Here is a 22,963-nt window from a genome sequence, read left to right as displayed (position 1 = left end):
ATTTTAACAGACAATAGCGCCGCCTTTATATGACATTTAAAAAATCTATTAAGCCAAATTCGCTTTTCAGGAACACTGTTCTAAACTCAACTGGTTACCTAAATTCGGTTTTTATGTTTATCTATGAAGGGACGTTAAATGAACATTAATACGGTTAGTCATTCGATTAAAAATTTAGACCTCTCTAAAAAACTAATGAGCGCTTTTTTGCTTGTTGCACTCATTCCTTTGGCCATCGTAATCGCTTTTTCATTATCAAACTCATCTACAGCACTAAACAAACAAACCTACGCACAACTTGAGGCAGTCAGTGAAATAAAAAAGAGTGCTATCGAGCGTCATTTTAATGATATTAAGTCGCAGCTTTTATTTTTATCAAACAGCTCGTTAGTGCATTCAGCAGCCATAGAGCTTACTAATGCTTTTAAAGATAAAACAACTTCAACACAGCTCAGTTCTTCACAATATACTTTACTAACAGAGTATTATGAGAACACGTTTAATAAGAAGTACGCCAAAGAAAATAAAAATGTGTCTCAGTCATTTGATATCCATTCGCAACTAACAACGCAAGCGCTGTATTGGCAGTACTATTATTTAGTTCAAAACCCTTACCCAGTTGGGGAGAAAGCAAATTTGCACCGAGCTTCAAACGATGCTCAATACAATGTTGTCCATGAGAAACACCATGACTTCTTGTTCAAATTTGCTCAAAGATTTGATTTTTACGACATCTTTATAATCGATAACCAGTCCGCTGAAGTTGTTTACTCTGTGTATAAAGAAGTAGACTTTGCCACCTCTTTAGCCACAGGCCCGTTTGCAAAAAGTAATTTGGCACTAGCTTACGAACAAGCAAAAAACATTGCTGAAAATGAAGTCACCTTTGTAGACTATCAACAATATTTGCCCTCTTATGATGCACCCGCAAGCTTTATAGCCACGCCAATTTATGAACAAGGCGTTCATACCAGCACACTTGTTTTTCAAATATCGATTGATGCACTTAATGTTATTATGACTGAGCGGGCAGGTTTAGGTAAAAGCGGTGAAACTTACCTTGTTGGACCTGACTTTTTAATGCGTTCCGATTCATACCTCGATCCTAAAAACCACTCGGTTATTAACTCATTTCGCTTTCCTGAAACAGGCGCTGTTAAAACAGCTGCTGTTTCACAAGCTTTGCAAGGGAATGTGGGTCAAGAAGTCATTACTGATTATAATGGTGCGAAGGTACTTTCCTCCTATCAACCTATTAATATACTTGGCTTAAAGTGGGCCTTACTAGCTGAGATTGATCAACAAGAAGCATTTGCCGCTGTGACTCACTTAACCACTATTTTATTGATTATTTCGATAGTGTGTATTGTCATCGTGGTCTTTATTGCTTTTACATTCGCTCGCTCACTGACTCGCCCTGTACAACTGCTTGTTGATACCATGCGCCATGTTGAACGCCAAGGGGATTTTTCAGTTCGCTCTCCAGTGCTATCTAAAGACGAAATTGGCTCATCAGCCAGCGCTTTTAATTGCTTATTAGATGCCTTACAGAGCTCTATTTCGCAAACTAATATGGTCATGAATAAAATGGCAGAGGGCGAATTTAATCATCGTATAACAGTTGATTGTAAGGGGGAGCTATCTTCATTAAAGCAGGCAACTAATAACTGTGCGCACTCGCTCGAGCAAGCAATGTCTGAAATTAATCATGTTATTGATGAAATGAGCCAAGGTAATTTTTCAACGCAAATCAACACTCCGATGCTTGGCCAGCTCGCCACACTTAAGCAAAATATTAATGGTTCTTTAAAGTCTTTAGATAACACGATAGGTGAAATCGTGACTGTGATGGCTTATATAGAACAAGGTAACTTTACTGAACAAGTTACAAGCATCGCACAAGGCACATTAAAACAACTTAAAGAAAGCGTTAATAACTCTGTACTGAGCTTATCGGGTGCAATGAATAACATCAGCCAGGTAATGAGTGCGCTTCATGATGGTGACTTTTCAAAACGTGTAGAGCAACCTTTACAAGGGCAATTGGCGCTACTCAAAAATGATATCAACTCAAGCGTAGACAACCTTGCGTTGATCATCACAGATATCAATAGCGTTATGGCTGGTGTGAGTAAGGGTGACTTTACGCAACAAGTTGAGTGCGATGCAAATGGCGAGTTACTTACCTTAAAGTTTAACATTAACGATTCCATCATGGGGCTTAACAATGCCTTCAATGAAATCTCAAGTGTGATGATGGCTATTAGCCAAGGAAACTTTAACAAAACAATTGATGTTGCAATGCCAGGCCAGCTCAATAGCTTAAAATTAGATATAAATAACTCAGTAGAAAACTTAAATACGGTAATTTCACAGCTTGCCACTGTAATGGCTGCTATGCGTCAAGGTGACTTTAGTAAACAATTGGATATGCAAATGCAGGGACAACTTGCTGAATTACAGAGTGACGTCAATAACTCACTAAGCATCACAGCAGACGCAATTGAAGAAGTAACACACGTTTTGAGCAGCTTAGCACAAGGTAATTTAAACAAACAAATTGAGCGAGATTACTTGGGTGTATTTGCAACGTTGAAAGACGACGTAAACCAAACCATTAATAAATTAACCAGTGTTATCGCCAGCATTCAACAAAGCGCTAATTTAGTATCACAAAGCGCCTCTGAAATTGCGTCCAGCAATATAGAAATTAGCCAACGCACCGAAGAACAAGCAGCAAACTTAGAAGAAGCCAGCGCCAGCAGTAATAATATGTTAGATGAAGTTGCTCAAGTTACGATGAAATCGAATGAGGCGGTAACACTTGCCAAAGAAGCACACACAACGGCCAGTGAAGGTGGAGAGCTTTCAAAACAAACGGTGGATGCAATTAATGAGGTAAACAACTCAAGTAAGGATATTAATGAGATTGTGTCTGTTATTGATGATATTGCTTTTCAAACTAATTTACTCGCGTTAAATGCCGCAGTTGAGGCTGCAAGGGCTGGGGATCATGGTAGGGGCTTTGCTGTGGTAGCCAGTGAAGTAAGGCAATTAGCGGGCCGTAGTGCCGCATCAGCGAAGCAAATAAAAGGGATTATTAGCACCAGCAATCAAAAAGTCAGTCAAGGGACTATTTTGGCGAGCTCTTCAGGGGAAAAGCTTGAACAGATTGTAACAGCAGTCAGCGCAGTGAATGAAATGACAGTGTCTATTAATAACTCATCACTTAATCAACAACAGGCAATTAAAGAAGTTGATGCTGTTGTGCAACGATTAACGACATTGATACAAGAGAACTCAGCGATCACAGAAGAAACAATGGCAGCAGCAAAACAACTATCAGATCAAGCCAATACAATGCGCAATTCTCTGCAATACTTTTCGTTAAAAGAATCGTTGAATTAATCCTGTATACTTAACCTGAACGCTGGTTAGTTTAGCAAAGATTTGTAGTAAACTGCTGGCGAACGACTTGATGCTATTGCTAAACTACCCAAATAGGTAAGGCATATTCACTGTAGTTTTAGGGATTAGTAATGCAGATGTTTTTAATCGTTGTTTTCTTTATTTTATCATTGCCGCTCACAACTCAAGCTAGCACCGTTGTTTACAAGTGTGATAGTAAAGGTGTGACGACGTTTAGTCAGTTTCCTTGTGCTAAAGACGCAAAAGAAATCACAATTAAAGCTGCAAATGTTACACAAATAAATCAACAAGAAGCACAAGTTAGTACAAGCGCAGTAGATAGTTACCTTGAACTGCAAAGGATTGACCGAGAGATCACTCAGCATCAACTCTCAATCAAACAGTTAAAAAACTCATTTGCCGAGCGAAAAAAGCAAATCGGTTACATAAACCAAGACCGTGCCAATAGAATGGGCGCTACGTCCATAGCTAATGCTATAGACATTAGAACGCGCCAGCTAAAGAATCAGATAGACCCACAAATAGATAACCATAAGCAAGAAATAGAAACACTCACGGCTAAAAAAGAAGATCTGCAAAGCAAAGTTGGATTATAAGGTCTTTTTAATAACTTCGATAAACCGCGCAATATCGTGCTCATCATTATAAATATGCGGCGATACACGTATCCCATAAGCTCTTTCATCCACACTAATGTCTGCGTCGGTAAGTGCGTCTAATACTGCTTTTTGAGCCTCTGAAAAGTGCAAAATAGCCGTACCGCTGCACGCATCCTCGCTTCGAGGTGAAACCATGTAATCGCTTAATGATTCTCTTAGCTGTGACAATAAAGCCAAGTTATGCTTTCGTACAGTAGCTGCACCTAACTTTGCAAAATAAGCAATACTGTGACCCGCAATAACATAGGGGGCTATAGAAGGAGTACCTCCCCAAAAACGCAAAGCTGTGGAGTGATAATCAAAGTGGTTTATATCAAATTCAAATGGATTTTGATGCGAGAACCAACCAACATCTTTAGGCTGACAAACGCCAAGCTGTGATTCACTTACCCACAAATATGCAGCGCCCGGACCAGAGCATAACCATTTAACACTAGAGCCTATCAAAAAATCGACCCCGACAGTGGACAAGTCTAACGGTAGTACCCCAGCCGATTGCGCTACATCCACTAAACTCAGTGTATTATTACGCCTACAATACGCTGCTATTTCTTTTACAGGCGCTTGTTGGCCTGTATTTGAATAGGCATGGCTTATAAACACCAGATCAGTATCGGGTTTGATGTATTGCTGCCAGATTGTTATATCTGTCAAATCCAAATCATGTGGAATATAGTCAATGTGTGCCCCATCAGGCAATGCTTTTTGCATTGCAAAGCCCATGCTGGGAAAATCACTTTGCGCCATTAATACCCGACACTTAGTACCTGTAAATCGCGGGTGCGACATTAAAATTTTAGTTAAAGCACTCGATAAATTGACTTGCGGGCAGAACAACTCCTTTTTACTATTAAACAACTCACTTAACGCGCCAGTAAATCGCTCAATTGTTCCGAGCCACTGCTGCCAAGGCTCTTTGTTAGTCGACTGCCAAGGAGCAAAAAAGTGTGCATTAAAATCATCGTGCCCTGTTTTTAGGGCTCGCCCAACAGAGTGGTTTAGTAAATAGCACCCAGAAGTTAAATGAAAGTCATCTTTATACATTTACTTTTTTACCCATCGCTTTAACTGGGACAAGTCGGCATAACGCGTCTTGATATCATCACGCTGTGCAGCCGCACGGCGATCCCTCAATTTTTCTAGTGAATCGAGCAGTACATGCAAAGGAGGTCCGCTCGCTGTTACTTTTTGCATATGCTGTTGTTGCATCTGCTGAGCTGGCTGAGCAATAAACTTACTGACGAGCTGATTATGATGACCGATTGCGGTGTCTCCATGTAATTTACACACTTGTATAAACAACTTAGTGTTGGTTTGAAACCATTCACTATCGCGCTGTGAAGCACAGGCAAGTAAGTCATCCATGATACTTGGCATTCTCATCGATTCTCGTAATATTTGCTGATCTTCTGGCATCATATATAAAAACTTATCCACCAGCATTTGCGAATAACTAGGTTCATTTGCAGAACACAGACCAAGCAGCATATCAATGACATTGATACCCGCAAAATCGCCTGCATTGGCTCCTCGATAAACCTCTTTACCCACGCGATAAGGCTTATAATAAGGCCTTACACAAAAGAAAAAACGCTCAGTATCTAATTGAGTATAAAGGGCATGATTAGATTCAATTACATCCAGTAAAGCCTGCTTAGCCACTTCGAGTAAATCTTTGCACAATGGATGAGAAATGCCTAATGGCTGAATTTTTAACAATGCATCGGCGGCACGTTTGTAAGCCAAAATACCTTTGGTGTTGTAATCTATAAATAGCTTTTCATCTGGCAGATTAGTAAAACGCTTATACAGACCATTTACCGCTTTATTATGTGTTGTTAAATGTGCAGTTGCAAAGCGAGGCGTTACGCCTATTGAAGCACCAATGTGCATTGCTAAAGCCGATGCTTCCACTAATGGTGATGTGGTTTCACGAGAAGGTTCAGTAATCTCATGGCGCCTGCATGCAGCCATATACAAGCCTACATTACCAAGTAAATCAAACGCGCTGTCAAAACCTTCGTCAGTATTGCCTTCAGCTAATAGCTTATTAATATGGGCGTTACCCTCATGTTGAAGCTGATGCTTATATTGCTCGCCGACAAACTCAACATTTGCTCTATCATCCTGTTGCCAATATATTTTTTCAAGCTCACTGTTAATTTCAACAAAACGTGTTCTTAGCCATTCATCAAATGCTTGAGTGTTCTTGCTCATTTTTATTTTACTTCAACTATTTTTATTGCATTTATGTTAACAGATAGCATAGAGTAATAATCAGTAAAAACTGCTACTTTAGACCTTTTAAATTAGTGGATATCACTCAAAACATGCACACAAATAATAGTTGACGCTAAGTTTTATGAATTTAGATAAAAAAGATCATCAAATCATTATGCATTTGCAAGAAAATGCCCGCTACGCGGTCTCACAGCTGGCAAGTGATATTAGCTTGTCCGATACGCCTTGCTTAAGAAGAATAAAAAAGCTTGAGAGCACAGGCGTTATTAGTGGTTATCATGCTGCAATTAACCCCAAAAGCGTGGGGCTGAATGTGCTGGTATATGCATTTGTACGCTTAAGTCAAAACTCAGTCGCAGCAGCGAATACATTTGAGATGCAAGCCAACAAGTTTGATCATATTTTAGAGTGCTCTGTAATATCTGGCAGCTACGACTATTTACTAAAAATAGTGGCGACAGATCTAGAAAGCTATGAACACTTTGTTAAATTTAACCTAGGCAGTATCGATTGTATTGCTAATATTGAATCCACCGTGGTATTAAAGCAAACATTTAGCAAAAAGCGGCTACCTTTATAAAGAGTAGAGAATCCGCCTTTTAGCAATTCAGTTATACTAAAATAAGAATAATAAAGGAATATAGCACAATGCAGGTAAACGTTTTCCAGACGAAAATAAGTTCGTGTTGTTTTTACGTTCTTTTTGCCATGGCTTATTTATACTCAGGGAAGCTACTCACCGCTTTTGCTTTTCAGTCACAAGTTATCCCAATTTGGTTACCCGCTGGTATCGCACTTGTTGGTTGCTTTATTTGGTGGTGGCGCTTCGTGCCTGCGCTTTTTCTCGCCTCCGTGTTCTTTAATCTCAGCATCGGCGATAATCCGCTTGCTCAAGATGTACTAATTGGCAGCACTCAAAAGGAAGTGACGCTTATTGGTCTTGGAGCGGTATTGCAAGCACTTACCGGAGCGGCATTATTAAAATATTGGCTGGGCCACCCTTTATATCTTAAAACCAGAAAGTCCATTATTTACTTTATTCTTATTGTTGGCTTTATTGTTAGCTTATTATCAGCAAACATTGGCGTTTATGCATTATCGGAATTTAACCCTGCTTACAGCAGTGAAAACCATTGGCGGAATGTTTTATATTGGTGGTTAGGAGATACACTAGGTGTACTAATTGCTACTCCCCTATTATTAGCGCTTATCCAACCAAAGCATCAGCAATACCATGTTGCTCCTTTTCCAACCATTGCGGTATGCCTTGTATTATTTTTATCTGTTGCAGCAACTACAAAGCTTTATAATGAAAAAAGCAGCTCTAATGCTCTGCAAATCGCAACAAGAGAAGCCTCAGTCATTGAAAATAGCTTATTGCGTCACTTAAGTCACAGCCAAGTTGCTGTGCAAAGTTTAGCGAGTTTAATTCAGTCTAGGCCAACTTTAGATCAACGAGAATTCGTTAGCTATACATCTGAGCTACTCGCACAAAACACTTATATTAAAGCGCTTTCTTGGAATGAAAAAATCACTCAAGATGATATTCCCGCCTTCACCCAACAAATGCGTGACATTTATAGCACAGATATAAAAATCAAGGGCTCACCACAAACCGCTACCGAACCATTAGTCGTGGTTAAGTACATAAACCCGCTTAAAACAAACCAATCGGCACTTGGTTTTAATGTGTATTCGCGTGCCGACAGGCGCACAACACTGCTTGACCCCAGTATAAAATACCAACCTGTTAGCACTAAAATAATTCAATTAGTGCAAACAACAACTCCCGAACCTGCCTACTTGTTGTTTGCTCCGGTGTATCATCACAGCAATGATGGTGCAAAAATTGAAGGCTACGCAACTGGCGTCTTTTTGGTTGAAAGCATTATAAAGCAAGCCATTTCACACGAGCAGCTTGCCATGTTTGACATCACTATGTATCAAGATCAAATTCAGAATCCATTTTTTAGTAATGCCCAACAAACCTCGACGAAAAACCCGCAGCTAACCACGATAACAATTAATTTTTCAAGTCAAAAGTGGTTCATTGATTTAACGATAAAAGATGAATTCATTCCGCATCAAACCAATCAATTCACCTTATTGCTTTTGGTATTACAAGTTGTCGTATGTAGCCTTATTTTATTGGTGCTTTTGCTGTTTAACCACCAACATATTGCACTTTCTCGCTTGGTGAGTGAGCGAACCCGCTCACTCGAGAGTGCTAAAAAGCAGTCCGATGAAGCCAATAAAGCGAAAAGTCGGTTTTTAGCGAATATGAGTCATGAGATCCGCACCCCTTTAAACGCTGTTATTGGCTTTTCAAGTCTTGCAAATAAAGGTGACGATACCTCAACGCTCCTGCACTATATTGAACAAATTAACCTGGCCTCAAAGTCGTTGCTTACTCTTGTTAACGACGTACTTGATATCTCAAAAATTGAATCGCAAAAGCTGGTTTTAGAGCAACGACCATTTGATTTAAATGCATTATTAAAGCGCCTTGATAGCATGTTCAAGCAAATGGCTAAGCACAAAGGAATTGAGTGGCGTGTTGATAACCAGTTAACTGATGATACTTGGTTTGAAGGGGATGAATTACGCATTGAACAAGTCTTGCTAAACCTATGCAGCAACGCGATTAAATTTACCCACCAAGGGCAGGTTACGCTGACGGTATTAGCACTAGAGAGATCAGATGAAAAACGACTTATTTCGTTTAGTGTGGTCGATACAGGTGTGGGTATCCCCCCCTCTATTCAGGCAAACTTATTTGATGCTTTTACCCAAGCAGATGATTCAACGTCTCGTCGTTTTGGTGGAACAGGCTTAGGGCTAACAATAGCTAAAGAGCTTAGCTTGTTAATGCATGGCGATATCACCTTACAAAGCGAAGAGAATAAAGGCTCAAACTTTACCTTTACTGTTGAACTTAACACCAAACCAGCACAAAAAGCACCCGAACGCCTTAATGAGCAGGTAGATTTAAGCCAACTAACCATCCTTGTCGCTGAAGATAACAAAATAAACCAAATGGTTATAAAGACGATGCTTGATTCTTTAGGCATCAAACCTACGCTTGTTGAAAATGGTGAACTTGCCGTTGAGCACGTGAAAAATAATCACGTTGATTTAGTTTTGATGGACTGCCAAATGCCTGTCATGGACGGTTATCAAGCAACCATTAATATTCGTCAATTTAAAGATGCTGATGAGCTGCCCATTGTTGCCCTCACTGCAGACGTAATGCCGCAAGATAAAGCTCATGCATTAGCAATTGGTTTTAATCAACACCTTGCAAAACCTCTCGATCTCGCTAAGCTAGCCGAATGCTTAACTTATTATGTTATTAATAATGAAGATTAAAAACACTATTAGCTTATTTAGCTTTTTCGCCTCAATTTGTTTTAGTGTGTCTGCATTTGCTGCGACGAGTGTAAATTGCGTGAGCCAATTAACGGATCTCGATTTTATTATTAGCAGCAAAAGCCAGGGCCTCTTACGATTTCAAAATACGCCCTCAGAGCATAATTTTGCATATCACTCTGATACCAGCTTTAATGATTACTTAGATTTTGCTTATCAACATATATTGCACAGTAATCCACGTGCGGCCATGCCATGCCCATTATCGACAACAACCTATAAACAACTGGTGAAGCAAGGTTCACGACCCGAAAAATCCAATATAGCCGACCTTGTTGCCCCTTTCGAACTTCGCCAACCAGATAACCAAAAGGCTGTTTTACTGCTGCATGGCTTAACTGATTCACCGTTTACATACCATGATTTAGCGCAAACTTACTTCCAACAAGGCTACACCGTTAGAACGCTCCTTTTACCTGGTCACGGCACAGCCCCTGATGCATTGAAAGACGTTAATGCTCAGCAATGGCAGCAAGCCACTGACTACGCTATAAATCGAACCCTAAAAGACTATAAGCATGTCGTATTAGGCGGGTACTCTACCGGTGCCGCGCTACTCATTAATTACTTAACAACTCACCCCGTAAATGAAAGAGTTAAGGCTTTAATGCTATTCTCTCCTGCCAGCGAGCCACATAATAAAAATGGTTGGGCAGCCAAGTGGATTGATTTAATCCCCTTTGTTAATTGGATTGACGAAGATGCTGATATAGATTTCGCCAAATATGAGTCTTTCCCTTGGAATGCAGCAGCTGCGGCTGATGATGCAATGAGCACCATTGCAGTAAATAATTTAGCGCAACGCAGGTTTCCTGCTATCCCTGTTTTTACTGCCTTAAGTGATATTGATACCACTATAGATAGTAAAGCCACGTTCGCGCTACTCTCGGCTCTGCATAAAATAAGCCCCCACAATACGGGCAGCCCCGATACTTTAGTGCTCTATGGCGACAAAAATATAATACCGGATTACTTTCCTGACAGTTACACAATTCATAACCCACAATGTCGTTCTAGCGACTGCAAAGATATTCAAGGGATATCGCATATCGCAGTCGTAAACTCACCTAATAACCCCCATTATGGTATAAACGCAACCTATCGTAACTGTGGCAGTTACCTCGATGATGAATCCCTTTACACACTATGTAAAACAACCGCGCAAACGACCCTCGGTGAACGAACAGCAGATAATGTAGCTCGTTTCCAGCCCTTTCAACGTTTAACATTTAACCCTTATTTTAATGAGCTAAGTAGTCAGATAACACAGTTTTTAAACGCTATTGAACAAAAATAGAGCCTTAATATGTCAAGTTTTAGCCATCAGTGGTTTACCAGTATTAGTGATCTAGATGCCAAGGTGTGGGCTCGTTTTTTTGGTGACAATCCTTTTACCGATCACGCATTTTTATACGCGCTAGAGCAAAGCCAAAGTACCTGTGAAGCCACTGGTTGGCAGCCATTACATTTAGTTATTTATGAGAATCAACACATTATTGCACTTGCCCCAGGTTATTTAAAAAGCCACTCCTATGGTGAATACGTGTTTGATTGGGCTTGGGCTGAAGCGTATCAACAGCATGGCATAGCTTATTATCCTAAATGGCTATGTGGCTCGCCTTTTAGTCCCGTTGAAGGCGAAAGAGTCGCTATTCACCATTCACAACCAGAGTCTATAGCAGACTATATAAGTGAGGTACTCAACCAACAGTGCCAAGTGCATGGTTGGTCTGGCTGGCATATAAATTTCTGCCCTAAGCAACAAACAGAATTATTTACTGGGCATAACGCCATGCCACGGACAGGCGTACAGTTCCAATGGTTTAACCGTGGGTATGACAATTTCTCTGACTTTTTACAAAGCTTAAATGCCCGTAAACGTAAAACCGTAAAGAAAGAACGAAACAAAATTGCGCAACAAAATATCACCATAAAGTGGTTACAAGGCGATCAAATCAATAGTGCTGTAATGAGCCAGTTTTGTGAATTTTATCAACGCACATATTTAAAACGTTCAGGTCATATGGGCTATTTAAATCATGAGTTTTTTATTTTATTACATGCATTAATGGCTGATAAGCTTGTCATTATGCAAGCCTATCTTGATGACCATGTGGTTGCTGCTACTTTAAGCTTTAAAAGCGAAAATACCTTATATGGTCGATATTGGGGGGCAGTAGATGAAATAGATTGTTTACATTTCGAACTATGTTATTACCAAGGTATTGAGTACTGTATTGCCAACCAGCTGCACTGTTTTCATTCCGGCGCACAGGGTGAACACAAGATAGCCCGAGGCTTTGAACCAGTATTTACGCACTCGCTCCACACAATTATCAATAAAGACTTTAGCCACGCAATTGCAGACTTTTTAAAGCGAGAGCACCTACACACAACAGCTTATCAGCAGCATTGTAAATCACTACTGCCGTTTAAGCGTGACGCTTGAAGACTAAGAGCTGGTTGTTTGCCGGCATTTTATTATCTTCAAGCAGTGTTAGCCCAACTCGTTCAGCAAGCGTTACTATTTTTTCAAAGTCACGAATACCACTTTCGCTATCCTGGTCTTTCAAAAAACCATCAAAACGCTGATTGCTTTCACTCGTATACTGACCTTGATATTTAAAAGGCCCATAAATGCAGACAATTCCCTTGGGGGCTAAATGGCGTTTAATGCCTTCAAAAAATAATTCAACCAAAGCCCAACTAATAATGTGTAGCGTATTAGCAGTATAAATAGCATCCACACGATTAATTGGCCAAGCATGGTTTAAATCCAGTGTTAGCGGCGCATGTAGATTGCTCAATTGCGCCTCATCAATCCATTGTTGAATACCGCTATGATTGATTAATCTATCGCTAGTTTGCCACTCTAAATGTGCTAAATGCATCGCAAAATGCACACTGTGCTGCCCTGTACCTGAACCCACTTCTAAAACGTGTTTACTATTATTAAAACAAGCTTTTAATACCGCTAAAATGGGTTCTTTATTGTTTTCACAAGCTTGAGAAAAAGGTTTATTCGCTTTCATATACGCACCAAAACTAGAGCCATTTGCACAATAGTAAAGCAAAATTCATGACGCTTGTCTTTGCAAAACAGTCATATAAAAATAAAGCTTTAATTATCATGTAATTATAAGAATAATAAAAATTGGTATAGCTTATGCAACAGTATTATTGAACCAACAGCTAGGAGAATACCATGTATGTATCTAAATTTAATGCACTTGACGCTGCTATCACAGCAAGCGAAAAAGCAGATAGCAACAAAGCAACATGTGATGAACGAGCAACAGTCATTGATTTATTGTCGCAATCTAACAAGCTGAAGAAGAGCCTAAAAGAACATGAAACAGATCAAATTTTCATCCTTGGCTACAACTAATATCATAAACTTTTGGCAAGTTTTACGTATTCAAACTTGCACCAAGACCGGATTACTGTAATGATAACTATTATCGTTACAGTAATCCGGTCTTATTATGCACGAACACCAAGCAATGCTTTATTATCAACAGCAAATGAAGTGTATTTGCCAACGTCCAGGACTACATGCCCCCGCTTTAGTTGCAAGCTATATTGAAGCAGGCCTCAATGCCGCACGCTACTACGAAAAAAGCAAAAGTATCTTGCTCCAAGAACTCTATCTAAGACGCACTTTCCATGAAATTATTAATAAAATGTGCGATTCTTTAATTCATTGCGCAATACGTAAGCAATGTTCAGAGCAACTATACAAACCCTTATTGGCGTTAAAACGTTTTTATAGAACCCATAACGGTAACGAAAAATATCTTATCCTTGAACGAGAAGCACGTATTCTCAGTCACGAATTCAACCCTTTTTAGGAGCTTTTATGAGCGAGTATAGAACTGAAACCGATAGCATGGGCGAACTTCAAGTACCAGTAGATGCACTTTATCAAGCACAAACCCAGCGTGCGGTTAATAACTTTAGTATTAGTGGTTTAACCATGCCAAAACAATTTATTACGGCACTGGCGTACGTTAAACAAGCTGCGGCTCAAAGTAACTGTGAACTTGGCCATTTAGACAAACAAAAAGCCCTAGCAATAGAGCGTGCCTGCCAAGAAATAATTGATGGCCAACATATAGATCATTTTCCGATTGATGTTTTTCAAACTGGCTCTGGCACCAGCACCAATATGAATGCTAACGAGGTCATTGCAACACTTGCAAGTCGTTACAATGATGACCTAATTCACCCAAATGATGATGTGAATATGGGTCAAAGTTCAAATGATGTGATCCCAACGACCATCGCCGTAAGCAGTGTGATTAATGTTGTTTATGAGCTGTTTCCAGCCCTTGATCAGCTATCACAGATGCTAGAGCGTAAGAAATCTGAAGTAGGCGATATAGTAAAAACAGGCCGTACTCACCTAATGGATGCAATGCCTGTTACTTTTAGCCAATCTCTCAATACTTGGCAATATCAAGTTGATACCGCAATGGCGGCTATTCGCCATAGCTTAGATGGCGTGTCAGCGCTTGCCCAAGGCGGGACTGCTGTGGGCACAGGGGTCAATGCAGATCCCCAGTTTGCTGAGCTGTTTTGTAAAAACTTAAGCACCAACGTAGGCATACGTTTTACCCCCAGTAAAAACTTTTTTTATAACATTGGCTCACAAGACGCCATTGTTTCATTATCTGGGCAATTAAAAGTACTTGCTGTGGCACAAATGAAAATAGCTAATGATTTGCGCTGGATGAACTCAGGACCACTCGCCGGGCTAGGCGAAATTGAGCTTGAAGCATTACAACCGGGCTCTTCGATTATGCCTGGTAAAGTTAACCCGGTGATCCCAGAAGCAGCAGCAATGGTAAGTGCACAAGTGATTGGTAATGACGCGACTATTACCGTAGCAGGGCAATCTGGAAACTTTGAGCTTAATGTCATGCTGCCAGTCATCGCCTATAATATTTTGCAAAGTATCGAGTTACTGGCAAATAGTAGCCGCGCATTAGCGGATAAAGCCATTCGCACGTTTAAGGTCAATCAGCCAAATATTGACAAAGCCTTGGCCAAGAACCCAATTTTAGTCACGGCCTTAAACCCGGTTATCGGCTATGCAAAAGCAGCTAAAATTGCCAAGCAAGCGTATCAAAGTGGTCAGCCGATCATTGATGTAGCAGAGCAAGAAACCCAGCTCTCTCGCGCTGATTTGGAAGAGTTACTTAATCCAACCAAGCTAACCCAAGGCGGTTTATAACCTACCTATGAAACCCGTTACTTTATTTAAGTAACGGGTTTACCTTTTTGAATGTAATAGTTTTTATTGCTGTGTTATGTGCAAAGTGTATGATAGTGATTACTTGTTAATCACTATAAAGGTTCGTTATGCGCTTTTCATTATGTGTTGTTGTGTTATCTCTTTTTATTGTTGGCTGCTCGGACGCTGCAACACCAGAAGCAGAGCAATTAAAACCAGCTCCCTCTACTTTGACCAAAAATAGTCAGGCAGTGGCTATAGGTGATAAAAACAAAGCCGTTTCGAGAGAAGCAATTCAGGCAGCTCATAAACAATTAAAAACCCTCACCGAAGATCTTAGCTGTGATACGAGTAAACAATGCAAAGTATTGCCTGTTGGGAGCAGAGCGTGCGGTGGACCAAGCAGCTACCTTGTTTTTTCAACCAAAAATAACGATAGTCAAAAGGTTGAACAAGCAGCAAAACAGATTACGACTCTAGAAAGCCAATTTAACGCTCAAACAGGTATGGTCAGTATTTGCCAACATTTAACTGCACCTGCTACACAGTGTACTAGCAATAAATGTGTTAAAGTTGCTGGTAATGCAACAAGTGTTTATTAAAGGAATTAATATGAAGTGCGTTTCATATTCTAAAGCGCTGGCAATTGCAGCTGGCCTATTTATTACTACCGGCTGTGAAAGTACATTTGATACAAGTTCATCAGGCTCAGTAAGTTTATCTAAAGCGAACAATGCATTATCTAAACTAGTTGAAGATACCAGCTGTACAGCGAGTTTTCAGTGTAAGGTTCTTGAAGTAGGTCAACGGGCATGCGGCGGGCCTAGCAAATACTTAGTATACTCTGCTTTAAACACTGAGCAAGAAGCTGCAGAGCAGCTAGCTCAACAAGTAACTGAGCAAGAAATACTTGATAATCAAGCTAGTGGTGCGAGCGATTGCTCACCGGTTTTACCTGTGCAAGCCTTATGTATTGACAAGCAATGCCAGGCATTCGAAATAAAATAATCAACTAACAACCTATGCGCTAAACCAGAAATGGGATTAGCGCAGATATGATTAACACTCCAATAATACACACCCCTGCTTTAAAGATATGCTGCATTGGCATTTCTTTCTTTATCCAATACGCATAAATAAATCGCACAAAATAACTTGCGGCAGTACCGAACAAAGCAAAAATAATTAGGTAAGCGATTAAAACGATATTCACAGCGACCCATTTTTTATAGGAATGAAGCCCTCAGTGTAAGGGCTTAACTTTAAGAAGGCAAAATTGTGGTTATTTTTTATTGCTGTAAGCGATAAGCAACTCAGCCACTTGCTGCTTAACTGCTCGCTTGTCATCTGCTGGCACACCAAATCGCTGTGCAAGTAACCCTATTTCCTCATCATTAAGATTAAATGACAATCGTTGACGAGTCTTTTTTGATTTAACATCGAGCGCTAAAATTTTGCGGATCATATCTGAAGGTGTTAACTCCTGATCTATCGCCTGCTTTTTTATAGATTTTTGTACTTCACTGCTTAAATCAAAGGCCATTTGCGTCGCCCTTACGGCTTGTTCTTGGCGCTGCCATTTAGCCTTCGCGTCACTCACTGTGCATCTCCTGGGAATAAGTCCACAATATCAGATATAGGTCTGGTCAGTGTAAGTGAGACTTCTGTTTCACCACCATCCCAAATCTCAATGTTCAGACTGTGGCTTTCGTCGTCAGAGGCTAGGCATATCATTTCACAGGGTTCACCCCCTTCTTGCTCATACCGAGGCAGTGGTTGCTTACGATAATCTTGCTTATGGAAATAGCAAACGTATGGCGATTCACTTTGCTGGTAACTTTTACCTAAAAACTGCATAAAGCGCTCAGGTGTATTCTTAACTTCTATAAAAGTTAAAGACTCTTCGTCAAAAATACGGGCAAACTCATCGAGGGTAAAAATATCATCTACCTCATCACGTTGAATTTTTATTGAGAAATTAGCCCACTGCTCGCCATCTTCCATTTCAATTTGTAAAAATACAACTTGCCCACTGTTTGTCTCTAATACGAACTCAGTATCACTGCTGTGCTGATATTGATAAGTTTGCACATCAATCACACGCACAGTTTGACCTTTTAACCAGCTTGGATAAGCAAATGAGTCAATAATACTCAGCATATCGCCTTTTTTTAGATCGCTAGCATGAGTCAATTGACGTTCTGGCGCTTTTTTAGATTTAAAGAAATTAAACATAGAGTGCCTCTTAAGCAAAAAAGGTAACGGGCATGATGCAACGTTACCTTTTTAAAAAAGTGTGAATAAGGGTTAGCCGTTTTGCTTAGCTTTAATACGCGCTAAGATATCCGCGCTTTTTGGGCTGCTATCGCCAATACCCGCTTCAGCCATTTTAGCTTTTAAATCGCCGCCACTTGTTTCTGCTTCAAGCTCTTTTGCAGCACCAAGTTGATCGCTACGATCTTGCTGACGTTGCTTAATACGCTCAAGCGACTGACGTGCATTTGTCATCGACGAACTATTTGTATTAAGCGTGCTATTAACAGCCATAGTAGCTTGTTGCACGCTTTCAGTGGTTTTCACCATTGTAAGCTGGCGTTGGTTTTCTTTGATCGACTTTTCGGCATCTTTAACTTGCTGCTTTAAAGTTACGATGTGGTTGCTAAAACCAGCAAGCACTTGCTCGTGCTCAGCTTTTTCATTTTCGAAATCACCAATTTTCTCAGCAATTTCTAAAGCAAGCGCTTCATTGCCTTTTTCAAGTGCTTGGCCAGCATAAGCTTCGTGCTCAGCTATCGACGCATCTAGGGCGCTTAATGAACGCTTAGTTTGCATTTCTTTTGCCATTACTTCAGTTAGGCTTTTCTTTGCACGTTGTAATGCATTTTGCGCATCCGCGATTTCTTGCTCAAAAATACGGATACCATTTGCATCAACGATTGCTTCACCGGCTTCACGTGCACCGCCACGAACTGCTGTAAATAACTTTTTTAATATACTCATAATCTTAACTCCACTTAATAGAACTTGCTGCTATCTCATCGCACTGATAAATAAGGTATTAATCATTCAAGTACAAGGTCACAGCTTCTAGGGCATCAATTGCGTTATCGGCTAACGTTACTAACTCATGGGTAATGTCATCAAATGACGAATTTACCGACAAGGCACCAAAAATTGCGTACTTGTTATCAATTTTGGCAAATGCACTCAATGGAATCGGTACATTTAAACGTAGTAATGTTTCGTTTAGCTCGTTTCGTAAATCAGGTTTTACTTCGTCATCTGCAAACAAGTAGCTAATACAAAGCAATTGCTCTTGTGTTTGCGTAACAAAAATTGGAAGTTCATCATTTCCATCAACAATGACTTGTAACACATCTTGCTCGCCTGGATTGGCTATCAAGAAAGATTCAAAGTTAGCGCCTTCAGTTTCAAAAGATGCTAGTTTTATTGAAAGTTCGTTTAATTCCATGTCTCTGCCTTTTTGTCATTTGACATATTATGTCTGAGTTAAGATTCGCACGACCGACATATTATGTCAACCATGTTTTATCAATTTTTATACAGTTCGCTTTCTTCTTGCCATGCACTGCGATAATAATCATATAGTGTGCCAGACCCTAATCTATTGACTTCTATATTATTTATTTGTTCAAAATAATAGTTTGGAAACACAAATGCTGCCAATAAATATTCTTTACTTGCCCATCGAGAATCTACAGACAAGTTAACAACATCATTGATCCGCGCGCTGGCTGATTGCCCACGAGTCGTTGCTATAGTCCATCCCCACTGGCCAAAAGAAGGGATATTTTGCTGATACTGTTCGACATGTTTAAACCCAGCCGCTTTGACTGTTTTTCCAATACTCAAAAATGCCTTTTTTGCGTGGTAAGGTGATGTTGATTGCACTGCCATCGCACCATCAGGAGCAAGCAGTTGACGAATATGGTTATAAAAATAGTCGCTGTACATTTTATTTAGGTCAGGGTGATTTGGATCAGGCAGGTCGATAATAATAGTATCGAAGCGCTTCCCTTGATCAAGCAACCGCTCAACCTCTATAAATGCATCGCCTACAATCACGTTAGCTCTAGGATCACTCATCGCGTTTGCATTGAGCTTAGTCAATCGCTTAACTATTTCAACAGGCGCTTGAAACTCGTCACTTTTATGGCCAAATAAGTTAAGTAACTGGCCATCTAAGTCGATTAACGTGACCTCTTTCACTGGCCATTTAAATACGTCGCGCATGGCAAGCCCATCACCGCCACCCACTATCAAAACGTCATCATGACGATTAGAGGCCAGTAAAGCAGGGTAAACCAACATAGAGTGATAAATTTGTTCATCGATGCTGGAGAACTGTAAACGACCATTTAGGTATAAGTCAGTAATCGGTTCAGGTTGGTTGCGGCTTAGTCGCTCCGTTAATACCAGGTGCTGGTATTTTGTCGCCTCAGAATAAATCACTTTATCTTTATAAAGCACGTTACTTAAGTCTTTCATCCAGCTACTGCCAAGCACTAATATAAAGCCAAATAAAACCAATAACGCGAGGTGACAAACAAGCAGCAATTTAGCAAAACGGACATGGCTGTGATAGCGCCACAAAAATGCTAAACCCGCGACAATATTAAATAAGGCGGTCCAAGCAGCCGCTTGCATAATGGGCATCGCGAGCATAATACTCACCCAAATAGCTGCGCCAATACCTGCACCTATATAGTCAGCCCCATAAATTGTGCCTGCATTATTTTCTAAAAACCGCCCATATACTTGTTGGCGTATACGGGCAATTAGCGGGATCTCCATGCCGATTAATAAGCCGAGTAACAAACCGAACACATATGGGAGAAAACGCGACCACTCTTGTAACTTTTGAAATACATAGCCATTAAGCACTGTATCTGCAGGTAAGTTAAAGATCTGTGAAAAGATATATGGTAATGAGTAACTGACGGCAATCACACTCGCAATCGCTAAAATACATCCCATCCCCACCAAGGCAATAATACCCTCAAGCCATGCAAAAGCGGTGAACGCGTCTTTAAACCAACGAGCCAGAAAAGCACCGATCCCCATAGCGACGATCATTGTGCCAATCATGGCATAAATGGCACTTTCGACAGAACCTAAAACACGTCCTGCATAATGTGATAAGAGATATTCATAAATAAGGCCGCACCCAGCGAGTACAGCCATAACAGTTATCAATAAAAAATCATGCCCAAGTAAGGAGTTCTTACTCGGGGCCGTTGTTGTGTGTGACAAATCTTATGCGCCTAATAACGTAGCCATAGTGACACCAACAGCAAATGATATTGCGGCTGAAATAGTGGCTACACCAACATTCTTTTGACGATTGACTTCATCTGAAATATCACAACCCGAAAGAATAATCTTTATTGTAATTAAATGAAGTAAGATAAATACAATAACACATATCACAGCACTCAGTGCCCAATACATAAGGCTAGCATTAATACTATCGGCAACATAAGGCGCAACGCCAGATGCTGCTGTAATAGCGAGTGCACTACCAATTAAGAAACCCGCATAACGTATACCCACCGCTAAATTACCGTCAATAACCGCTTGTTGAAGGCAGTCGCCACTGCGATTTGTGCGTTTAAATAATTGCACGCGATACTGGCTGACAAGCAACAAAACAACACTGCCAATAATAAATGCTGCTATAACAATTGGTAAACCGTACCAGCCCTCTGTTGCAACCCAAAATAAAGCTGAGCGGATAACAATTGCCACACTAACCACATGGCCAAAGTCGATCAAGGCTGCTGTTGCATTCCCTTTCACTATTTCATCATGCAAGCTGACCTTACGTAACGCGACTTTATCTTGAAAGAAGTGGCCAAGCTTTATGAGCACTATCGCTAATAAACCATATGCCCCCATTTGCAGCGCTTCTTGATGCAACGTTGGTGCAAATGCACCACTACTGACACCAGTAAGAACAATTGCTAAAGCAACTAGACCTGCTGCAAAACTAATACCGAAGGCAAAGTTATCGCGCTCTGTAATTTCATCATTTGCATGTAGGTTAGACACCCAACCTTTTATAAATTTTAGACTAACAAACAAAGCGATAATGATTGCAAAATCAATTGCGAGCGCTTGTAGTGACCACATAGTTATTCCATTAAATTCGTACATATTCTTTTAACTCCAACACTAATTCTTTACAGTCTGGTTATTTACCACGGCTTATTCCACGCGAAGTTCGACTACCACTATTTCTTACAGACCCTGAACTTTTACTGTAGCTACTCTTGGAATAGCTGCTTCTACTTTTTGGTGGGGTGTAACTACTTCGGCTAAGTCCTGAAGCGCCTGTTTTTTTTGTAGCATACGGGCTTGTAAACTGCTTTCCCTGGCGCGAATAAGATTGGCGAGTTCTTGTTTCAACAGCTGTTTGTGCTTTCATTTGTTTAGGACTGGTATAACGTGCACGGCCATAGTCATTGTAGTAACTGTATTTTCGGCGTTTACTCCAACTGCCGTATTCAACTCGGTCGAACACATCACCCAAGATACGATACATACCATACCAAGCCCAAAAGCTCATACCATTGCTATTCGTCTGCCAGCTACCATAGTTAGGATTACCAACAAGTTGGTTTCCTTCACCAGGACCTTCTGCTTGCTGGCTTATTGCCCCAACACGGGCAAGTGAGCCACCTGACATATCCGCTAGCATGTTAATAGGATCAGTTAATGCGTCAGAAAACAGTGTGGGTTTTGCCGCATCCCTTAATAGATCTAAGTTTCGCAATGTTTCTTCGTAGGGCGGTATAAGGTGGGTGTTTTTAATATCTGCTAAGCGTTGCTGCAAGCCAGTATAAAGCGCACCATTTCTCGTTGCATCTTGAGCCATTACAGAAGCAATTTGCGATAACTGAGGTTTTTCATTGCTGATTATGCGAGCATATTCAGACAATAAGACAGCATTTCGAATTGAACCATTATCCAAGGCTTTACCGAGCCCTTCGAGTTCAACCTCGGCTTTGGTTATAGATTGTTGAATTGTTTGTTGCAACTGCTCTTCTTTCGACTGGCAGCCCATAAGCAAGCTTATCAAACAAAACAGGCTTATAAGTTTCCAAGCTTTTATATCCGACATTCATGTCACCTGATTTACTAAATTAACAAAGCTAGTTTTACACAGCTCAGTTATTAAACCAAGAATGAAATTGCAACAAGATAATATTTAAGAGAAATCAAAGGTAGAAAGTTTGTATTTCTTTAGGGCGGGAGCGAGTTTCGAATACAATCAACAAAAAGGAAGCGCAAGCTCTTTTAAATGTGTACTTTGTGCTCAGAGATGATCGTGACGTTCTTTATCCGTGGGTTTCGTAATACTCAACCCACGCTACGGTGTATAGGTTGACGCTGTGCAGCTGATAGCTGACGGCTTAAAGCTGAGAGCTCTAATTTTATTTCAGACAACAAAAAACCCGTCACATCGCTGTAACGGGTTTCTCTTATTTGGAGCCTGGCGATGACCTACTTTCACATAACAAATGCTACACTATCATCGGCGCTGTTTCGTTTCACTACTGAGTTCGGCATGGGGTCAGGTGGGTCCAAAACGCTATTGTCACCAAGCAAATTAGGTGCAAAGGAATAATGACAAAGCACGTAGTGCTACCATTTCCTTTGCGCAAGGTGCCTCAATGTTAACGCTACGCGCTAAGAGTCACCTCATAAATTTGGAATTTCTGATAATAAAGTCTTCAAGTATCTACTTTAGTTATATTAACTTCTTCGCTTGTTTCACTATCACATAAAACGCGTTTGGCGTTGTATGGTTAAGCCTCACGGGTAATTAGTACAAGTTAGCTTAACATGTCACCATGCTTCCACATCTTGCCTATCAACGTTGTAGTCTTCAACGGCCCTTCAGAGACTTTAAAATTCTAGTGAGCACTCCTCTCGAGGCCTGCTT

General features: G+C 40.4%; 22 protein-coding genes and 2 rRNA genes. 11 read left to right on the top strand and 13 right to left on the bottom strand.

The window, feature by feature from the left end:
- Positions 1-138 precede the first annotated feature (138 nt).
- Both C7Y70_RS19645 and C7Y70_RS19640 read left to right on the top strand, forming a co-directional pair.
- Complete coding sequence (locus C7Y70_RS19645) at positions 139-3,408, top strand: methyl-accepting chemotaxis protein (RefSeq protein WP_135476644.1); 3,270 nt, start codon at positions 139-141, stop codon at positions 3,406-3,408.
- 131 nt (positions 3,409-3,539) lie between these two features.
- Entirely contained in the window at positions 3,540-4,025 is a 486-nt protein-coding gene (locus tag C7Y70_RS19640; protein ID WP_245321611.1) for a DUF4124 domain-containing protein, read from the top strand.
- Here the strand turns inward: C7Y70_RS19640 and C7Y70_RS19635 are convergent.
- Positions 4,020-5,132, bottom strand: a complete 1,113-nt coding sequence (locus C7Y70_RS19635; protein ID WP_135476642.1) for an aminotransferase class V-fold PLP-dependent enzyme — start codon at positions 5,130-5,132, stop codon at positions 4,020-4,022. The genes C7Y70_RS19640 and C7Y70_RS19635 overlap by 6 nt on opposite strands.
- Complete coding sequence (locus tag C7Y70_RS19630; protein ID WP_135476641.1) at positions 5,133-6,305, bottom strand: monodechloroaminopyrrolnitrin synthase PrnB family protein; 1,173 nt, start codon at positions 6,303-6,305, stop codon at positions 5,133-5,135.
- A 145-nt stretch (positions 6,306-6,450) separates the two neighbouring features.
- Between C7Y70_RS19630 and C7Y70_RS19625 the strand changes: the two genes are divergently transcribed.
- From C7Y70_RS19625 to C7Y70_RS19610, 4 genes are all read left to right on the top strand, one after another.
- A complete protein-coding gene (locus tag C7Y70_RS19625; protein WP_135476639.1) occupies positions 6,451-6,909 on the top strand; it encodes an Lrp/AsnC family transcriptional regulator in 459 nt (152 codons plus the stop codon).
- A gap of 128 nt (positions 6,910-7,037) precedes the next feature.
- Positions 7,038-9,698 carry an ATP-binding protein gene (locus tag C7Y70_RS19620; RefSeq protein WP_245321609.1) on the top strand — a complete coding sequence of 887 codons (2,661 nt, stop codon included), beginning with the start codon at positions 7,038-7,040 and terminating at the stop codon, positions 9,696-9,698.
- Entirely contained in the window at positions 9,688-11,055 is a 1,368-nt protein-coding gene (locus tag C7Y70_RS19615; protein WP_135476635.1) for an alpha/beta fold hydrolase, read from the top strand. The genes C7Y70_RS19620 and C7Y70_RS19615 overlap by 11 nt, the downstream gene beginning before the upstream one ends.
- Before the next feature lie 9 nt (positions 11,056-11,064).
- Positions 11,065-12,207 (top strand): GNAT family N-acetyltransferase, encoded by a 1,143-nt coding sequence (locus C7Y70_RS19610; protein ID WP_135476633.1) that lies wholly within the window; start codon positions 11,065-11,067, stop codon positions 12,205-12,207.
- On the opposite strand, the gene C7Y70_RS19605 is transcribed toward C7Y70_RS19610, so the two are convergent.
- Entirely contained in the window at positions 12,191-12,790 is a 600-nt protein-coding gene (locus tag C7Y70_RS19605) for a DUF938 domain-containing protein (protein WP_135476631.1), read from the bottom strand. The genes C7Y70_RS19610 and C7Y70_RS19605 overlap by 17 nt on opposite strands.
- Positions 12,791-12,963: 173 nt before the next feature.
- On the opposite strand from C7Y70_RS19605, the gene C7Y70_RS19600 reads away from it, so the two are divergent.
- From C7Y70_RS19600 to C7Y70_RS19580, 5 genes are all read left to right on the top strand, one after another.
- Complete coding sequence (locus tag C7Y70_RS19600; RefSeq protein ID WP_135476629.1) at positions 12,964-13,146, top strand: hypothetical protein; 183 nt, start codon at positions 12,964-12,966, stop codon at positions 13,144-13,146.
- Positions 13,147-13,243: 97 nt separating this feature from the next.
- Positions 13,244-13,609: a hypothetical protein gene (locus C7Y70_RS19595; protein WP_237114064.1), complete on the top strand. Its 366-nt coding sequence runs from the start codon at positions 13,244-13,246 to the stop codon at positions 13,607-13,609.
- 8 nt (positions 13,610-13,617) lie between these two features.
- Positions 13,618-14,994, top strand: coding sequence for a class II fumarate hydratase (locus tag C7Y70_RS19590; RefSeq protein ID WP_135476627.1), 1,377 nt, complete (start codon positions 13,618-13,620; stop codon positions 14,992-14,994).
- A 128-nt stretch (positions 14,995-15,122) separates the two neighbouring features.
- The gene (locus C7Y70_RS19585) at positions 15,123-15,596 is read left to right on the top strand and encodes a hypothetical protein (RefSeq protein WP_135476625.1); all 474 of its coding nucleotides are present in this window, start codon (positions 15,123-15,125) and stop codon (positions 15,594-15,596) included.
- Between the two features lie 10 nt (positions 15,597-15,606).
- Entirely contained in the window at positions 15,607-16,002 is a 396-nt protein-coding gene (locus C7Y70_RS19580; RefSeq protein ID WP_099297522.1) for a hypothetical protein, read from the top strand.
- 19 nt (positions 16,003-16,021) lie between these two features.
- On the opposite strand, the gene C7Y70_RS20730 is transcribed toward C7Y70_RS19580, so the two are convergent.
- From C7Y70_RS20730 to C7Y70_RS19530, 10 genes are all read right to left on the bottom strand, one after another.
- On the bottom strand, positions 16,022-16,207 hold the full coding sequence (locus C7Y70_RS20730; RefSeq protein WP_099297482.1) for a hypothetical protein: 186 nt from the start codon (positions 16,205-16,207) through the stop codon (positions 16,022-16,024).
- A 69-nt stretch (positions 16,208-16,276) separates the two neighbouring features.
- Positions 16,277-16,594: a hypothetical protein gene (locus tag C7Y70_RS19570; protein ID WP_099297480.1), complete on the bottom strand. Its 318-nt coding sequence runs from the start codon at positions 16,592-16,594 to the stop codon at positions 16,277-16,279.
- Positions 16,591-17,229, bottom strand: coding sequence for a DUF4178 domain-containing protein (locus C7Y70_RS19565; RefSeq protein WP_135476623.1), 639 nt, complete (start codon positions 17,227-17,229; stop codon positions 16,591-16,593). The genes C7Y70_RS19570 and C7Y70_RS19565 overlap by 4 nt, the downstream gene beginning before the upstream one ends.
- Before the next feature lie 72 nt (positions 17,230-17,301).
- A complete protein-coding gene (locus tag C7Y70_RS19560) occupies positions 17,302-17,994 on the bottom strand; it encodes a PspA/IM30 family protein (RefSeq protein ID WP_099297476.1) in 693 nt (230 codons plus the stop codon).
- Between the two features lie 58 nt (positions 17,995-18,052).
- Positions 18,053-18,466 carry a DUF2170 family protein gene (locus C7Y70_RS19555; RefSeq protein ID WP_099297474.1) on the bottom strand — a complete coding sequence of 138 codons (414 nt, stop codon included), beginning with the start codon at positions 18,464-18,466 and terminating at the stop codon, positions 18,053-18,055.
- A gap of 80 nt (positions 18,467-18,546) precedes the next feature.
- Positions 18,547-20,268, bottom strand: coding sequence for a polyamine aminopropyltransferase (locus C7Y70_RS19550; RefSeq protein WP_135476621.1), 1,722 nt, complete (start codon positions 20,266-20,268; stop codon positions 18,547-18,549).
- A 3-nt stretch (positions 20,269-20,271) separates the two neighbouring features.
- Entirely contained in the window at positions 20,272-21,171 is a 900-nt protein-coding gene (locus C7Y70_RS19545; protein ID WP_135476619.1) for a DUF350 domain-containing protein, read from the bottom strand.
- A 37-nt stretch (positions 21,172-21,208) separates the two neighbouring features.
- Entirely contained in the window at positions 21,209-22,138 is a 930-nt protein-coding gene (locus C7Y70_RS19540; RefSeq protein WP_135476617.1) for a CHAD domain-containing protein, read from the bottom strand.
- A 370-nt stretch (positions 22,139-22,508) separates the two neighbouring features.
- Positions 22,509-22,623: ribosomal RNA gene (gene rrf / locus C7Y70_RS19535) — 5S ribosomal RNA — on the bottom strand.
- Between the two features lie 199 nt (positions 22,624-22,822).
- Positions 22,823-22,963 (bottom strand): 23S ribosomal RNA (locus C7Y70_RS19530); the annotation flags it as partial.

Source organism: Pseudoalteromonas sp. KS88 (assembly GCF_004766475.1).
GTDB lineage: Bacteria > Pseudomonadota > Gammaproteobacteria > Enterobacterales > Alteromonadaceae > Pseudoalteromonas.
The sequence above is the reverse complement of the archived record's forward strand: the minus strand, read 5'-3'. Positions and strand labels throughout refer to the sequence as shown.

Excerpts from the sequence above, each read along its gene's own strand:
- C7Y70_RS19645 (WP_135476644.1), top strand. The coding sequence starts at position 139 with ATGAACATTAATACGGTTAGTCATTCGATTAAAAATTTAGACCTCTCT.
- C7Y70_RS19640 (WP_245321611.1), top strand. The coding sequence starts at position 3,540 with ATGCAGATGTTTTTAATCGTTGTTTTCTTTATTTTATCATTGCCGCTC.
- C7Y70_RS19635 (WP_135476642.1), bottom strand. The coding sequence starts at position 5,132 with ATGTATAAAGATGACTTTCATTTAACTTCTGGGTGCTATTTACTAAAC.
- C7Y70_RS19630 (WP_135476641.1), bottom strand. The coding sequence starts at position 6,305 with ATGAGCAAGAACACTCAAGCATTTGATGAATGGCTAAGAACACGTTTT.
- C7Y70_RS19625 (WP_135476639.1), top strand. The coding sequence starts at position 6,451 with ATGAATTTAGATAAAAAAGATCATCAAATCATTATGCATTTGCAAGAA.
- C7Y70_RS19620 (WP_245321609.1), top strand. The coding sequence starts at position 7,038 with ATGGCTTATTTATACTCAGGGAAGCTACTCACCGCTTTTGCTTTTCAG.
- C7Y70_RS19615 (WP_135476635.1), top strand. The coding sequence starts at position 9,688 with ATGAAGATTAAAAACACTATTAGCTTATTTAGCTTTTTCGCCTCAATT.
- C7Y70_RS19610 (WP_135476633.1), top strand. The coding sequence starts at position 11,065 with ATGTCAAGTTTTAGCCATCAGTGGTTTACCAGTATTAGTGATCTAGAT.
- C7Y70_RS19605 (WP_135476631.1), bottom strand. The coding sequence starts at position 12,790 with ATGAAAGCGAATAAACCTTTTTCTCAAGCTTGTGAAAACAATAAAGAA.
- C7Y70_RS19600 (WP_135476629.1), top strand. The coding sequence starts at position 12,964 with ATGTATGTATCTAAATTTAATGCACTTGACGCTGCTATCACAGCAAGC.
- C7Y70_RS19595 (WP_237114064.1), top strand. The coding sequence starts at position 13,244 with ATGCACGAACACCAAGCAATGCTTTATTATCAACAGCAAATGAAGTGT.
- C7Y70_RS19590 (WP_135476627.1), top strand. The coding sequence starts at position 13,618 with ATGAGCGAGTATAGAACTGAAACCGATAGCATGGGCGAACTTCAAGTA.
- C7Y70_RS19585 (WP_135476625.1), top strand. The coding sequence starts at position 15,123 with ATGCGCTTTTCATTATGTGTTGTTGTGTTATCTCTTTTTATTGTTGGC.
- C7Y70_RS19580 (WP_099297522.1), top strand. The coding sequence starts at position 15,607 with ATGAAGTGCGTTTCATATTCTAAAGCGCTGGCAATTGCAGCTGGCCTA.
- C7Y70_RS19565 (WP_135476623.1), bottom strand. The coding sequence starts at position 17,229 with ATGTTTAATTTCTTTAAATCTAAAAAAGCGCCAGAACGTCAATTGACT.
- C7Y70_RS19560 (WP_099297476.1), bottom strand. The coding sequence starts at position 17,994 with ATGAGTATATTAAAAAAGTTATTTACAGCAGTTCGTGGCGGTGCACGT.
- C7Y70_RS19555 (WP_099297474.1), bottom strand. The coding sequence starts at position 18,466 with ATGGAATTAAACGAACTTTCAATAAAACTAGCATCTTTTGAAACTGAA.
- C7Y70_RS19545 (WP_135476619.1), bottom strand. The coding sequence starts at position 21,171 with ATGTACGAATTTAATGGAATAACTATGTGGTCACTACAAGCGCTCGCA.
- C7Y70_RS19540 (WP_135476617.1), bottom strand. The coding sequence starts at position 22,138 with ATGTCGGATATAAAAGCTTGGAAACTTATAAGCCTGTTTTGTTTGATA.